The sequence below is a fragment of the Nocardioides sp. AX2bis genome (assembly GCF_902506435.1).
Classification (GTDB): domain Bacteria; phylum Actinomycetota; class Actinomycetes; order Propionibacteriales; family Nocardioidaceae; genus Nocardioides.
Genome location: NZ_LR733215.1, coordinates 566376 through 580651 on the forward strand (window position 1 = coordinate 566376; position 14276 = coordinate 580651).

Annotated in this window: 13 protein-coding genes; 8 read left to right on the plus strand and 5 right to left on the minus strand. The window is 73.0% G+C overall.

All coding sequences use genetic code 11. The features are described from left to right. Window positions 1-1647: a class I adenylate-forming enzyme family protein gene (locus GV155_RS02745; protein ID WP_160005020.1), complete on the plus strand. Its 1647-nt coding sequence runs from the start codon at window positions 1-3 to the stop codon at window positions 1645-1647. 52 nt (window positions 1648-1699) lie between these two features. Here GV155_RS02745 and GV155_RS02750 read toward each other — a convergent pair whose 3' ends face one another. The 3 genes from GV155_RS02750 to icmF form a co-directional block, all read right to left on the minus strand. Continuing rightward, a complete protein-coding gene (locus GV155_RS02750) occupies window positions 1700-2545 on the minus strand; it encodes an SDR family oxidoreductase (RefSeq protein WP_236553886.1) in 846 nt (281 codons plus the stop codon). Beyond that, a complete protein-coding gene (locus GV155_RS02755) occupies window positions 2542-3813 on the minus strand; it encodes an acyl-CoA dehydrogenase family protein (protein ID WP_236553893.1) in 1272 nt (423 codons plus the stop codon). Before GV155_RS02755 ends, GV155_RS02750 begins: the two co-directional genes overlap by 4 nt. 80 nt (window positions 3814-3893) lie before the next feature. Continuing rightward, window positions 3894-7118 (minus strand): fused isobutyryl-CoA mutase/GTPase IcmF, encoded by a 3225-nt coding sequence (gene icmF, locus GV155_RS02760; protein WP_160005022.1) that lies wholly within the window; start codon window positions 7116-7118, stop codon window positions 3894-3896. Window positions 7119-7224: 106 nt separating this feature from the next. On the opposite strand from icmF, the gene GV155_RS02765 reads away from it, so the two are divergent. Next, the gene (locus GV155_RS02765; protein ID WP_160005024.1) at window positions 7225-8298 is read left to right on the plus strand and encodes a glycoside hydrolase family 6 protein; all 1074 of its coding nucleotides are present in this window, start codon (window positions 7225-7227) and stop codon (window positions 8296-8298) included. A gap of 89 nt (window positions 8299-8387) precedes the next feature. On the opposite strand, the gene GV155_RS02770 is transcribed toward GV155_RS02765, so the two are convergent. Both GV155_RS02770 and mftR read right to left on the minus strand, forming a co-directional pair. Next, complete coding sequence (locus GV155_RS02770) at window positions 8388-8939, minus strand: 2'-5' RNA ligase family protein (RefSeq protein WP_160005026.1); 552 nt, start codon at window positions 8937-8939, stop codon at window positions 8388-8390. A 143-nt stretch (window positions 8940-9082) separates the two neighbouring features. After that, on the minus strand, window positions 9083-9682 hold the full coding sequence (gene mftR / locus GV155_RS02775) for a mycofactocin system transcriptional regulator (protein WP_160005028.1): 600 nt from the start codon (window positions 9680-9682) through the stop codon (window positions 9083-9085). Between the two features lie 136 nt (window positions 9683-9818). On the opposite strand from mftR, the gene mftA reads away from it, so the two are divergent. The 6 genes from mftA to GV155_RS02805 are packed head-to-tail and all read left to right on the plus strand — an operon-like array spanning window position 9819 to window position 14270. Continuing rightward, window positions 9819-9920, plus strand: coding sequence for a mycofactocin precursor MftA (gene mftA / locus GV155_RS02780; protein WP_160005030.1), 102 nt, complete (start codon window positions 9819-9821; stop codon window positions 9918-9920). Then, complete coding sequence (gene mftB, locus GV155_RS02785) at window positions 9920-10192, plus strand: mycofactocin biosynthesis chaperone MftB (RefSeq protein ID WP_160005032.1); 273 nt, start codon at window positions 9920-9922, stop codon at window positions 10190-10192. Before mftA ends, mftB begins: the two co-directional genes overlap by 1 nt. Further along, window positions 10189-11529 (plus strand): mycofactocin radical SAM maturase, encoded by a 1341-nt coding sequence (gene mftC, locus GV155_RS02790; protein ID WP_160005034.1) that lies wholly within the window; start codon window positions 10189-10191, stop codon window positions 11527-11529. Before mftB ends, mftC begins: the two co-directional genes overlap by 4 nt. Then, window positions 11529-12797, plus strand: coding sequence for a pre-mycofactocin synthase MftD (mftD, locus tag GV155_RS02795; protein WP_236553899.1), 1269 nt, complete (start codon window positions 11529-11531; stop codon window positions 12795-12797). Before mftC ends, mftD begins: the two co-directional genes overlap by 1 nt. A gap of 16 nt (window positions 12798-12813) precedes the next feature. Next, complete coding sequence (gene mftE / locus GV155_RS02800; RefSeq protein WP_160005036.1) at window positions 12814-13494, plus strand: mycofactocin biosynthesis peptidyl-dipeptidase MftE; 681 nt, start codon at window positions 12814-12816, stop codon at window positions 13492-13494. Then, on the plus strand, window positions 13491-14270 hold the full coding sequence (locus GV155_RS02805) for a mycofactocin-coupled SDR family oxidoreductase (protein ID WP_160005038.1): 780 nt from the start codon (window positions 13491-13493) through the stop codon (window positions 14268-14270). The genes mftE and GV155_RS02805 overlap by 4 nt, the downstream gene beginning before the upstream one ends. Window positions 14271-14276: the final 6 nt, after the last annotated feature.

Below are 14276 nucleotides of genomic sequence, written 5' to 3' on the forward strand. Positions count from 1 at the left end.
ATGAGCGCCTACGACGACAAGCCGTGGCTGGCCCTCTACGACGGCCAGCCCACGGAGATGCCGCCGGCGTACCCCGACGCGCTCACGATGTACCGCGCGGGCCTGGCCGCGGACCCCGACGGCGTCGCGATCCGCTACTTCGACGGCGTGCTGACCCGCGCCGAGCTGGAGGCGCAGAGCGACGCCCTGGCCAGCGCGCTGCTGGCGCACGGCTTCGAGCGCGGCGACCGGCTCGCGGCCTACCTCCAGAACGTGCCGCAGTTCGTGGTCTGCCTGGTCGCCACCTGGAAGGCCGGCGGCGTGATGGTCTCGATCAACCCGATGAGCCGCGTCCGCGAGCTGTCCTACCTGCTCGCCGACTCCGGCGCGCGGGTCCTGGTCAGCCTGGAGACGTTGTACGACGAGGTGGCCCGCGAGGTCGTGCCCGGCACCGCGGTCGACCTCGTGCTGACCACCAGCGAGCTCGAGCACCAGCAGCGGGACGACGAACGGCTCTTCGCCGGCGTCTCCCGCGCCCGGCACGAGGGCACCACCGACCTCGCCGAGCTGATCGAGGAGCACCGCGGGCAGGTGCCGCCGCCGGTCGAGCTCGGGCCCGACGACGTCGCGTTCCTGACCTACACCTCGGGCACGACCGGGGTGCCCAAGGGCGCGATGAACACCCACCGCAACGTGGTCTTCACCGCCGGCGTCTACCGCGACTGGGCCCGGTTCGGCCCGGGCGGGTCGGTGTTCGGCATCGCCCCGCTGTTCCACATCACCGGCCTGATCGGGCACATCGCGGTCAGCCTCGCCGCCCCGTCGGAGCTGGTGCTGGCCTACCGCTTCGAGCCGGGGGTCGTCCTGGACGCGCTGCTGGAGCACCGCCCGACGTACACGATCGGCGCGATCACCGCCTTCAACGCGCTGCTCAACGCCGAGGGCTTCACCCGCGACCACTTCTCGTCCTTCACCTCGGTCTACTCCGGAGGGGCCGCGATCTCGCCGACGGCCGAGAAGGCGTTCGCGGAGAAGACCGGGCTGCAGGTGCACAACGCCTACGGGCTGACCGAGACGACCAGCCCGATGACGCTGACCCCGTTCGGGGCGCCGTCACCGGTCGATCCGACGTCGGGCGCCCTCGCGGTCGGGGTGCCGGTGCCGAGCACGATCGTGCGGATCCAGGACGACGACGGGAACGACCTGCCGCTCGGCGAGGTCGGGGAGATCGTCGCCGACGGCCCCCAGGTCGTCGCGGGCTACTGGGGCAAGCCCGACGAGACCGCGGCGAACCTGCCGGGCGGCGCCCTGCGCAGCGGCGACGTCGGCTTCATGAACGCCGACGGCTGGATCTTCATCGTCGACCGCAAGAAGGACATGATCAACGCCTCCGGCTACAAGGTCTGGCCGCGCGAGGTCGAGGACGTCCTGGCCGAGCACCCGGCGGTGCGCGAGTCCGCCGTGGTCGGCGTGCCCGACGAGCGTCGCGGCGAGACCGTCAAGGCGTTCGTCAGCCTGAGGGCGGGCACGACGGTCACGCCCGACGAGCTCGTCGCGCACTGCAAGGAGCGGATGGCCGCCTACAAGTACCCGCGCCAGGTCGTGGTGATCGAGGAGCTGCCGAAGACCGTCACCGGCAAGATCCTGCGCCGCGAGCTGCGCGACTGACCACGTCGGACCACGGACCACCAGGCCGTGGTCCGACGTGCCCCACCGGGCCTCAGGCGTCGTCGGGGTCCAGGAACAGGTCCGGGCGCAGCGGGCCGGAGCCGGCGGTGACCCGGTAGCCGTCGAGGTCGGTGACGCCCTCCTCGGCGAGCACCTCGTCGTCGATCAGGAAGCGCCCGGTGCAGGTGCGCGGGTCACGGGTCAGCACGGCGTACGCCGCGTCGGCGACGATCTCCGGCGTGCGCGACCCGGCCATCGCCTCCTCGCCGCCGAGCAGGTTGGCGACCGCGGCGGTGGCGATCATCGTGCGCGGCCACAGCGAGTTGGCCGCGATGCCGGCCTCGCGCAGCTCCTCGGCCAGGCCGAGGGTCACCAGGCTCATGCCGTACTTGGCCATCGTGTAGCCGAGGTAGGACCCCGCCCAGCGAGGGTCGAGGTCCAGCGGCGGCGACAGCGTCAGCACGTGCGCCTGGTCGCTGCGCTCGAGGTGCGGGATGGCGGTCTTCGACAGCAGGAAGGTCCCGCGGGCGTTGATCGACTGCATCAGGTCGTACTTCTTCATGCTCAGCTCGCGGGTGGGGCTGAGGTCGATCGCGCTGGCGTTGTTGACCACCACGTCGATCCCGCCGAACCGCTCGACGGCCGCGGCGACCGCGCGCTCGACGTCGTCGTCGCTGCGGACGTCACCGACCACGGCCAGGGCCTGGCCGCCGGCGGCCTCGACCTCGGCGGCCGCGGTGTGCACGGTGCCCTCGAGCTTGGGGTGCGGCTGGTCGGTCTTGGCCATCAGGACGACGTTGGCGCCGTCGCGGGCGGCGCGCAGCGCGATGGCCAGGCCGATGCCGCGGCTGCCGCCGGACATCAGGATCGTGCGGCCGGCCAGGGTGCGGGTGCTCACGAGCGGCCCCCGTCGGTGTTCCCGGAGGTGGGGCCGGCCGGGGGGAGCACCGGCGTACGTCCCAGCTCGCCGCGGGCGATCGAGCGCACGTGGACCTCGTCGGGGCCGTCGAAGAGGCGCATGGCGCGGTGCCACCCGTACATCGCGGCCAGCGGGGTGTCGTCGGTGACGCCGGCGCCGCCGTGGACCTGGATGGCGCGGTCGATGACGTTGGTCGCGGCACGCGGGACCGCCACCTTGGCCATCGCCACGAGGTTGCGGGCCTCCTTGTTGCCGGCGGCGTCGATGACCGCGCAGGCGCGGTGGCACAGCAGCCGGGCCTGGTCGATCTCCATCCGGGACTCCGCGATCTGCTGGCGCACGACGCCCTGGTCGGACAGCGGGCCGCCGAAGGCGACCCGGTCCTGGGCGCGGGCGACCATCAGGGCCAGGGCCCGCTCGGCCGCGCCGAGCGCGCGCATGCAGTGGTGGATGCGGCCGGGTCCGAGCCGGGCCTGGGCCGCGGCGAACCCGCCGCCCTCCTCGCCGAGCACGTTGGTCGCGGGCACGCGCACGTCGTCGAAGCGGACCTCGGCGTGGCCGTGCTGGTCGTGGTGGCCGAAGACGGGCAGGTCGCGCACGATCGTCACGCCGGGGGTGTCGCGGGGCACGACGACCATCGTCTGCTGGCGGTGGGTGGCGGCCTCGGGGTCGGTCTTGCCCATCACGACGAGGACCGCGCAGCGCGGGTCCATCGCACCGCTGGTCCACCACTTGCGGCCGTTGACGACGTACTCGTCGCCGTCGCGGACGATCCGGGTGGCGATGTTGGTGGCATCGCTGCTGGCCACGGCCGGCTCGGTCATCGAGAACGCCGAGCGGATCTCCCCGGCGAGCAGGGGGGCCAGCCACTGCTGCTTCTGCTCCTCGGTGCCGAGCAGGTGCAGCAGCTCCATGTTGCCGGTGTCGGGCGCCTGGCAGTTCAGCGCCTCGGGCGCCAGGTCCAGGCTCCACCCGGACAGCTCGGCGATGGGGGCGTACTCGAGCTGGGTCAGCCCGGACTCCGAGGGGAGGAACAGGTTCCAGAGCCCCAGCGCCTGGGCCTTGGTCTTCAGCTCCTCGACCACCGGCGGCAGCGTGTGGTCGTCGGGACCGGCGGCGCGACGGTGGTCGGCGTAGGCCTGCTCGGCGGGCAGCACCTCGGTGCGCATGAACTCGACCATCCGGCCGTGGAGGTCCACCGCCCGCTCGGAGGGGGCGGGCAGCGAGTGGTCGTCGTACGTCGTCACAGAGGCGCTCCTGAAGTCGGACCGAGTCAGCGCTCGGGTGATGTTCACCCTAGCGGGACCGGAGGGTGGGACGGGAGGGGTCAGACGTTGCGGCGGTACTGCCCGCCGACCTCGAAGAACGCCTCGGTGACCTGGCCCAGCGAGCACACCCGCGCGGCATCCATCAGCACCGCGAAGACGTTCTCGCCGCCCATCGCGGCCTCCTTGAGCCGGGCCAGCGCCGCCGCACCCTCGTCGGTGTGGTCGGCGCGGAAGGCCTCCACCCGCGAGAGCTGGCCCTCCTTCTCCTCCTCCGTGGCCCGCGCGAGCTCGACGTGCTGCGGGGTCGCGTCGTCGGACTGCGGCGCGAGGAAGGTGTTGACCCCGACGATCGGCAGCGAGCCGTCGTGCTTGCGGTGCTCGTAGAGCATCGACTCGTCCTGGATGCGTCCGCGCTGGTAGCCGGTCTCCATCGCGCCGAGCACGCCGCCGCGCTCGTTGATCCGGTCGAACTCGGCCAGCACGGCCTCCTCCACCAGGTCGGTCAGCTGGTCGATGACGAACGAGCCCTGGAGCGGGTTCTCGTTCATCGCCATGCCCCACTCGCGGTTGATGATCAGCTGGATCGCCAGCGCCCGGCGTACGGACTCGGCGCCCGGGGTGGTGACGGCCTCGTCGTAGGCGTTGGTGTGGAGGCTGTTGGCGTTGTCGTAGATCGCGATCAGCGCCTGGAGCGTGGTGCGGATGTCGTTGAAGTCCATCTCCTGCGCGTGCAGGGACCGGCCGGACGTCTGCACGTGGTACTTCAGCTTCTGGCTGCGCTCGTTCGCGCCGTACTTCTCCCTCATCGCCACCGCCCAGATCCGGCGGGCGACGCGGCCGATCACGGAGTACTCCGGGTCCATGCCGTTGGAGAAGAAGAAGGACAGGTTCGGCGCGAAGGCGTCGATGTCCATTCCGCGCGCGAGGTAGGCCTCGACGTAGGTGAAGCCGTTGGCGAGGGTGAACGCGAGCTGGCTGATCGGGTTCGCCCCGGCCTCGGCGATGTGGTACCCGGAGATCGACACCGAGTAGAAGTTCCGCACGCCCTTCTCGATGAACCACTCCTGGATGTCGGCCATCATCCGCAGCGAGAACTCGGTCGAGAACAGGCAGGTGTTCTGCCCCTGGTCCTCCTTGAGGATGTCGGCCTGCACCGTCCCGCGGACCGTGGCCACCGCGTGCGCGGCCAGCATCGCGTTCTCCTCCTCGCCGGGCTCGCGACCCTCGGCCTCCCGGAACTTCTCGACCTCCTGGTCGATCACGGTGTTGAGGAAGAACGCCAGCACCGTCGGCGCCGGGCCGTTGATGGTCATCGAGACCGACGTGGTCGGCGAGGTGAGGTCGAAGCCGCCGTACAGCACCCGCATGTCCTCGAGCGTGGCCACCGAGACCCCCGAGGTGCCGACCTTGCCGTAGATGTCGGGGCGCGGGTCGGGGTCGCGGCCGTAGAGCGTGACGGAGTCGAAGGCGGTCGAGAGGCGCTTGGCGTCGCCGTCGGCGGAGAGCACCTTGAAGCGCCGGTTGGTCCGTGCGGGGTCGCCCTCGCCGGCGAACATCCGCGCCGGGTCCTCGCCGTCGCGCTTGAAGGGGAACACCCCGGCGGTGAAGGGGAACATCCCCGGGAGGTTCTCCCGGCGCCAGAAGCGGACCAGCTCGCCGTGGTCGGCGTACGCCGGCAGCGCCACGCGGGGGATCCTGCTGCCCGACAGCGACTCGCGGGTCAGCGCGGTGGTGATCTCCTTGTCGCGGACCTTCACCACCTGCTCGTCGCCGGAGTACGACTCGACCACGGCCGGCCACCCCGCGAGCTGGTCGTGCAACGCCGGCGGCACCTCGCGCCGGCTCTTCTCCAGCAGCTGCGGGACGTCGCCCTGGTCGCCCTCGCCGAGCGCCTCGGTCACCGCCTCGACCTGCTGCAGGCGGCGGGCCGCGGCGGCCAGACGCTCGGTCTCGGCGTGGTAGCCGCGCACCGTCTCGGTGATCTCGGCGAGGTAGCGGACCCGGTCGGTGGGGACGACCTGACGGATGCCCGAGGAGTGCCGGACCGCGACGGCCGGCAGCACGCCGTCGGCCACCGGGAGGCCGCGGTCGGCGAGCAGGCCGCGCAGCTCCTGGTAGAGCGCGGTCACGCCGTCGTCGTTGAAGGTGGCCGCGCTGGTGCCGAAGACCGGCATCTCGTCGGGCTGCTTGCCGAAGGCCTCGCGGTTGCGGACCAGCTGCCGGCCCACGTCGCGCAGCGCGTCCTTGGCCCCGCGCCGCTCGAACTTGTTGATCGCCACGACGTCGGCGAAGTCGAGCATGTCGATCTTCTCCAGCTGCGAGGCGGCGCCGAACTCGGGCGTCATCACGTAGAGCGAGGTGTCGACGAACGGCACGATCGCCGCGTCGCCCTGCCCGATGCCCGGCGTCTCGACGACGACCAGGTCGAACCCGGCTGCCTTGAGCACCGTCATCACGTCGTCGAGGTGCTCGGGCAGCTCGCGGGCGCCGCGCGTGGCCAGCGAGCGGAAGTAGACCCGGTCGCCGTCGAGGGAGTTCATCCGGATCCGGTCGCCGAGCAGCGCCCCGCCGCCCTTGCGCCGGGTCGGGTCGACGGCCAGCACCGCGATGCGCAGCTTGTCCTGCTGGTCCAGCCGCAGCCGGCGTACGAGCTCGTCGGTCAGCGACGACTTGCCGGACCCGCCGGTGCCGGTGATGCCGAGCACGGGGACCTGGTGGCCGGCCGCGGCCTCGCGCAGCCGGGTCAGCGTGGTCTCGTCGAGGCGGCCGGTCTCGGCGCCGGTGATGGCGCGCGCGATCGCGGCGTGGTCGCCGGTGAGGACCTGGTCGGCGGTCACCGAGCCGGCCTGCCACAGGTCGGTGTCGCAGTCGGCCACGACGGTGCTGATCATGCCGGCCAGGCCGAGGCGCTGGCCGTCCTCCGGGGCGAAGATCGTCACGCCCGACTCGCGGAGCCGGGTGATCTCGTCGCGCACGATCACGCCGCCGCCCCCGCCGACGACCTTCACGTGGCCGGCGCCGCGCTCGCGCAGCGACTGCACGAGGTACTCGAAGTACTCGATGTGCCCGCCCTGGTAGCTGCTGACGGCCACGCCCTGGACGTCCTCCTGGACGGCGGCGTCCACGACGTCGGCGACCGAGCGGTTGTGGCCGAGGTGGATCACCTCGCAGCCCTGGCTCTGCAGGATCCGCCGCATGATGTTGATCGAGGCGTCGTGGCCGTCGAAGAGGGCGGAGGCCGTGACGAGGCGTACCGGGTTGGTGGGGACGTGGAGCTCGGGCACGGGTGCCTCCTGCAGCGGGGAAGTGGGGCTGGTCACGACATTAGTAGGACGTCCTACTAAATGCCATCCACCCTCGGTGGGCGCCGCGGCGTCGTAGGTTCGCCCGGTGACCCGACGCCTCACCGCCCTGCTCCTCGGCGCGCTCGCGCTCCTGCTCGCCGTGCCCGCCACCGCGACCGCGACGGGTGGCGCAACCGACGACAACCCGCTGGCCGGGCGGGAGTGGGGCACCTACCGCGGCCCGGCGGAGATGGCCTGGCAGCCCTACGTCGACGCCCGGGGGGCGCGCAAGAAGACGCTGGCCCGGATCGCGCAGACCCCGAAGGCGAAGTGGTTCGGCGCCTGGATCCCGGACGGCGAGATCGCGGCCAAGGTCCGGGAGTACGTCGCGAACGCCCAGGACGGCGACCCGTCGGTGCTGGTGCAGATGTCGGTGTTCCGGATGGTCCCCTGGGAGCACGAGGCCTGCTCGCGCCTGCCCACCGAGCGGGAGCGGGCGTCGTACCGCCGCTGGATCGACGGCTTCGCCCGCGCCGTCGGCCGCACACCGGCGGCGATCGTGCTGCAGCCCGACCTGCCGTTCGCGCTGTGCGCGCCGCGGGGCTCCGACGTGCCGACCCGCCTGGTGGCCTACGCCGCGAAGAAGCTCTCGGACCTGCCCCGCACCTCGGTCTACCTCGACGCGGGCGCGGCGGACTGGCCCTCGGAGGGGCAGGGCGGCGTGCAGCGGGCGCTGGACTTCCTGGTCCCGGCGGGGATCCGCCACGTGCGCGGCGTCGCCCTGAACGCCACCCACTACTCCGCGACCTCGCTGGAGGTGCGCCGTGCGGCCGCCCTGGTGAAGGCGCTGGACGCGCGCGGCATCACCGGCAAGCACGCGGTGATCAACACGTCCTCGAACGGCCAGCCCTTCAAGTTCGGCGAGTACGACGGCCCGGACCCCGACAACGCCCGCACCTGCCGCTCCCGCGACGACGACCGCCGCTGCGTCGCGCTCGGCATCCCGCCGACCCACCGCGTCGCCGCCGACCGCTGGCGGCTGCCGGCCGAGGTCGACCGGCTCGCGCGCCGCTACGTCGACGCCTACCTGTGGGTCGGCCGGCCCTGGCTCTACCGGCAGAACTCGCCGTTCCAGATGGAGCGCGCGCTCGCGGTCGTGCGGTCCAGCCCCTGGCGCTAGTCGTCCGGCGTAGTGATCGGCCGGGGAGCGGGCCGGGCAGCTCGCTGACCTGCGCCGATGCGGACGGCCGGTGCGTGGGCGAGCGTTCGCTACGCAGGACGACCGGGGACGCCCAGGCGGGACGTCGCCAGCTGCCGCCAGCGGCCGACGCCGAGAGCAGGCCGGGGTCCGGTCCACAGCTCGATGGCCTCGACGCGCTGGAGGACCGGCAGCTGCGGGAGGATGGATGCCTCCACCTCGCGCAGGACTTCCAGCGGCTGGTCGTGCGCAACGGTCAGGTGGGGCACCGGGTCGCTGAACCGGCCCTCGTAGGGCAGGTGAGCCGGGAACGAGGCCGCCACCGCCCTGGTCAGCTCCACGAGGGGGGAGGGATCGTCCGGGGCAAGGTAGAGCACCTTCTCGTCGAACCACGCCGTGCCACCCAGGACCAGGTCGAAGGGTGCGACGCGGGCCGCGACCTCAGCGACACGGTCCAGGTCGGTGTCGGCGAGCTCGCGTGGGTCGAGAAACGGGTAGAGCACGGTGACGTGGGCCGGCACCCCGACCCGGCCGGACGCGTCGTGGCGCGACCGGTGGCCGCCGACGACCCGCTCGGCCGCGGGGCAGCGGACGAGCAGCGCCGTGCGGTCAGGCGGTCCCACCTGGTCTCCTTCGTGGTCGCGGAACGAAAGAACGTACACAAGCCGTGGCGCCGACCCAGGGGCCGCGCATCACCGCAGGTCAGCGCGGTCGGCCCAGGTCCGACCCGGGCTTGTGTACGTTCTTCCGTCGGCGGCGGGCGGGCTCAGCAGGCCAGGTGGGCGCGCAGGCCGCGCATCGCCTCGTCGACCAGGCCCGCCAGGGAGCGGGAGGGGTCGCGCATCCAGGCGTCGTAGGCGGCCAGCGCCAGCGCCAGCGAGACGTGGCCGACGGTGGTGGGCAGCAGGTCGGTGGGGGACACCGCGAGCCGGTCGGCGACGTGCTCGGCGATCACCGCCCGCCACTCGGCGTAGCGCAGTGCGGAGTGGGCCTGGAGCTCGGGCGTCCCGAGGATCAGCTCCATCCGCTCGCGGTGGCCCGGCCGGGCGTCGCCGGGGAACTCGTTGAACCGCACCACGCCGTGGTGCACCGCCTCCCACAGCGGCAGGTCGGGCGCGGTCGAGCCGAGGATCCGGCGGAAGTCGTCGAGGGTGCGGTCGAACTGCCCCCACGGGATGTCGTTCTTGGAGCGGTAGTAGCGGAACAGGGTCCGCCGCCCGACCCCGACCGCGGCGGCGATGTCGTCCAGCGTGGTGCCGGCGAAGCCCCGCTCGGCGAACAGGCCGAAGGCGGCCTGCTCGATCGCGGCGTGGCTGGTGGCTCCCGGGCGCCCGGCCGCCCGCGGGCGCGCCGGCGTGGTCGTCATGGCTCGGACCCTAGCCCTCACCGCCCCGGCGGGGCCGCGGCTGGCGAGGACCCGTCCGTTCGGAGGGGTCGTTGTGGCCACGGGTGCCAATAGCGTGACGCAGACCACGTCACACCCCGCCACGAGAGGAGTCGCGATGAACCCCGAGCACGCCCAGACCAGCCAGACCGACGAGGAGATGAGCGCCGAGACGCTGGTCGAGGAGGTCTCGATCGACGGCATGTGCGGCGTCTACTGATGCTCGACGAGCCCTGGACCCTGTCACCGTCGGTGGCGCTGCGCCCCGAGCCCTTCGGTGCGCTGGCCTACCACTTCGGCAACCGGAAGCTCAGCTTCCTCAAGCGGCCTGAGCTGGTGGCGGTGGTCCGGGGACTCGGCGACGCGCCCGACGTCCGGTCGGCCCTGGTCGCCGCCGGCGTCCCCGACGCCCAGCACGACGCCTACGCGGCCGCCCTCGAGGGTCTCGCCGCGACCGACATGATCCGCCCTCGCACGGAGGTGCCCGCATGACCCTGGCTCCCGAACGCCCCCTGACCGTCACGCCCGCGCGTCCCGAGCGCCCGGTCGGCGGCGCGCTGGTCGACCAGTTCGAGCTCGGCCTCGACGCCCCGATCTGCCTCACGTGGGAGCTCACCTACGCCTGCAACCTGGAGTGCGCGCACTGCCTGTCCTCCAGCGGACGCCGCGACCCCGACGAGCTGACGACCGAGCAGTGCGAGGCCGTCATCGACGAGCTGCAGCGGATGCAGGTCTTCTACGTCAACATCGGCGGCGGCGAGCCCACGATCCGCCCCGACTTCTGGCACCTCCTCGAGTACGCCGTGGCGCACGACGTCGGCGTGAAGTTCTCCACCAACGGCGTGCGGATCACCCCCGAGCGGGCCCGCTTCCTCGCCTCCACCGACTACGTCGACGTCCAGATCTCCCTCGACGGCGCGACCGCCGAGGTCAACGACTACGTGCGCGGCCCCGGGTCGTACGACACCGCGATCACCGCCCTGCAGAACCTCCAGGACGCCGGCTTCGTCGACGCCAAGATCTCGGTCGTCTGCACCCGCGAGAACATCGGCCAGCTCGACGAGTTCAAGGCCCTGGCCGACTCCTTCGATGCCACGCTGCGGCTGACCCGGATGCGTCCCTCGGGCCGCGGCGCGGACGTGTGGGACGAGCTGCACCCCCTGCCCCACCAGCAGCGGGAGCTCTACGACTGGCTCGTCGCCAACGGCGAGAACGTGCTGACCGGCGACTCGTTCTTCCACCTCGCGGCCTTCGGCGAGCCGCTGCCCGGTCTCAACCTGTGCGGCGCCGGGCGCGTGGTCTGCCTGATCGACCCGGTCGGCGACGTCTACGCCTGCCCGTTCGCGATCCACGACCAGTTCCACGCCGGCAACCTGCTGCGCGACGGCGGGTTCGACAACGTCTGGAAGACCTCGCCGCTGTTCACCGAGCTGCGCTCCCCGCAGACCGGTGGCGCGTGCACGAAGTGCTCGCACTTCGACGCCTGCCGCGGCGGGTGCATGGCCGCGAAGTTCTTCACCGGCCTCCCGCTCGACGGACCCGACCCCGAGTGCGTGAAGGGGTACGGCGAGACGGCGCTGGCCGGCGAGCGGACCATCCCGGCGCAGAGCCAGGACCACTCCAAGTCCAACCCGACCCGCAACCAGCCGGTGATGCTGCAGCTGCTCACCCGTCGGCCCGACGGGTCCTCGGACGGCTCGGGAGTCCCGGTCTCGGCGTGCGCCGAGAGCCCGCTGGCCGGGTTCAGCCCGACCGACCCGACGGGCGACCCGCTGGCCGCCGCGAGCCCGTCCGGGGGCTGCGGCTGCAGCGCCGGAGGGGCGCACTGATGGAGACCTCGAAGAGCGCGCGGATGGCCACCATCCGCAAGAACCTCGAGAACCCGTGGAAGCAGAACCCGTGGTTCGAGTCCGTCGCGGTCGCCCAGCAGCGGGCCCGCAAGCGGCTGCCCGGTCCGGTGTACGGCGCCCTGGTCGCCGGCTCCGAGCGGGGCCAGACCATCGACGACAACCAGCGGGCGTTCACCGAGATCCAGTTCGCCCCGCACGTCGCCGGCCACCAGGCCGAGCGGTCGATGGCCACGACCCTGATGGGCCAGGAGATCTCGCTGCCCGTCGTGATCAGCCCGACCGGCGTGCAGGCGGTCGACCCCGAGGGCGAGGTCGCCGTGGCCCGTGCGGCGGCGTCGCGGGGCACGATCATGGGCCTGTCGAACTTCGCCTCGAAGTCGGTCGAGGAGGTCTGTGCGGTCAACGACAAGACCTTCTTCCAGATGTACTGGACCGGCGACCGCGACGTCATGGTCCAACGCATGCAGCGCGCCGCCGACGCCGGCTCGAAGGGCCTCATCGCCACCCTCGACTGGTCGTTCTCGATGGGCCGCGACTGGGGCAGCCCGGAGATCCCGGAGAAGGTCGACCTCCGCACGATGGTGCGGATGGCGCCCCAGGTCGCGACCAAGGTCGGCTGGCTCTGGCGGTTCGGGAAGACCGGGACCATCCCCGACCTCACCGCGCCCAACCTCGCCGCCCCCGGCGCCGCGAAGGGCCCGACGTTCTTCGGCGCCTACTACGAGTGGATGACCACCACCCCGCCGACCTGGGACGACGTCGCCTGGATGTGCGAGCAGTGGACGCGGATCAGCGGCGGCAAGCCGTTCATGCTCAAGGGTGTCTGCCGTGTCGACGACGCCAAGCGTGCCGTGGACGCCGGGGTCAGCGCGATCTCGGTCTCCAACCACGGCGGCAACAACCTCGACGGCACCCCGGCCACGATCCGCTGCCTCGCGGCGGTGGCCGAGGCCGTGGGCCACGACGTCGAGGTCGTCCTCGACGGCGGGGTACGGCGCGGGTCCGACGTGGTCAAGGCCGTCGCCCTGGGTGCGCGCGCGGTGATGATCGGGCGGGCGTACCTCTGGGGCCTGGCCGCCAACGGCGAGGACGGGGTCGGCAACGTCCTGGACGTGCTGCGCTCCGGCATCGACTCCGCGCTGCTCGGGATGGGGCTGTCGTCCATCGACCAGCTCAGCCCCGACGTGCTCGAGATCCCTGACGGGTTCCACCGCGCGCTGGGCGTCCCGGCCCAGCACCGGCACTGAGCCGCACCGGACCGGGATGCAGCACGTGCAGGTGACGTCGGCCGAGGTGGCCGGCACGGGCGTGGTGCTCGTGCCGGTGGGCTCGACCGAGCAGCACGGCCCGCACCTGCCGCTGGGCACCGACACCCTGGTGGCGACGGCGGTCGCCGACACGCTCGCGGCACGGCTCGCCTCGGACGTCGCCGGAGGCTGCTGGGTGGCGCCGCCGGTGGCGTACGGCTCCAGCGGGGAGCACCAGTCCTTCCCGGGCACCCTCTCGGTCGGCACCGACGTGCTGCGGACGGTGCTGGTCGAGCTGGTCCGCTCGGCGCGCACGTGGTGCGACCGGGTCGTGCTGGTCAACGGCCACGGCGGCAACCTCGAGGCCGTCCGCGGGGCGGTCGAGCAGATGACGTACGAGGGTCACCGCGTCGACTGGGTCCCGTGCGCGGTCGCCGGCGCGGACGCGCACGCGGGTCGTACCGAGACCTCGCTGATGCTGCACCTGCACCCCGACGCCGTCCGCCCCGCGCTCGCGGAGCCCGGCTGCACGACGCCCGTGCGCGACCTGCTCCCGGCCCTGCGCGCCGGCGGCGTCGCGGCCGTGTCGCCCAACGGGGTCCTCGGCGACCCGACCGGGGCGAGCGCGGCCGAGGGCGAGCGGCTGCTGGCCGCGATGGTCGACGGCGCGCTCGCGCGGTTGGCGGTGGTGGCGTGACCGCCCGCGTCGCCCTGGTCACCGGCGCCGCCCGCGGCATCGGGGCCGCGACGGTGGCGCGGCTGGCCGCCGACGGGTACGCCGTGCTCGCCCTCGACTCCTGCGCCGGCCCGGGCGGGGCGCCGTACGACCTGCCGACCCGCGCGGACCTCGACGCGGTGGCCGCCCCGTGGCCCGAGGTGCTCCCCGTCGTCGCCGACGTGCGCGAGGCCGGCGCGCTGCACGAGGCGGTGGGGGTGGCGGTCGAGCGGTGGGGCCGGCTCGACGTCGCCGTCGCCGCCGCCGCCGTGATGGTCGGCGGCCGCCCGCTCTGGGAGACCGACCCGGCCGAGCTCGACCTGCTCTGGGACGTCGACGTCAAGGGCGTCTGGCACACCGCCGCGGCCGCCGTCCCCGCGATGCTCGCCGGCCCCGACCCGGCCGGGTGCCGGTTCGTGGCGGTCGCGTCGGCGGCCGGCAGCCACGGGCTGTACCGGCTGGCCGGCTACACCGCGGTCAAGCACGCCGTGGTCGGCCTGGTGAAGGGCCTCGCGGCCGACCTCGTCGGCACGGGCGTCACCGCGGTGGCGGTCTCACCCGGCTCGACGCGCACCGCGATGCTCGAGCAGACCGCCGCGATCTACGGCACCACCACCGAGGACCTGGTCTCCCACCAGCTGCTCGGCCGGGTGATCGAGCCGGCGGAGATGGCCGCCACGATCGCCTTCTGCGCGAGCCCGGCCGGCGCCGTCCTGCACGGCTCCGTGGTCGCAGCCGACGGCGGCTTCGGCGCCTGACGCGCC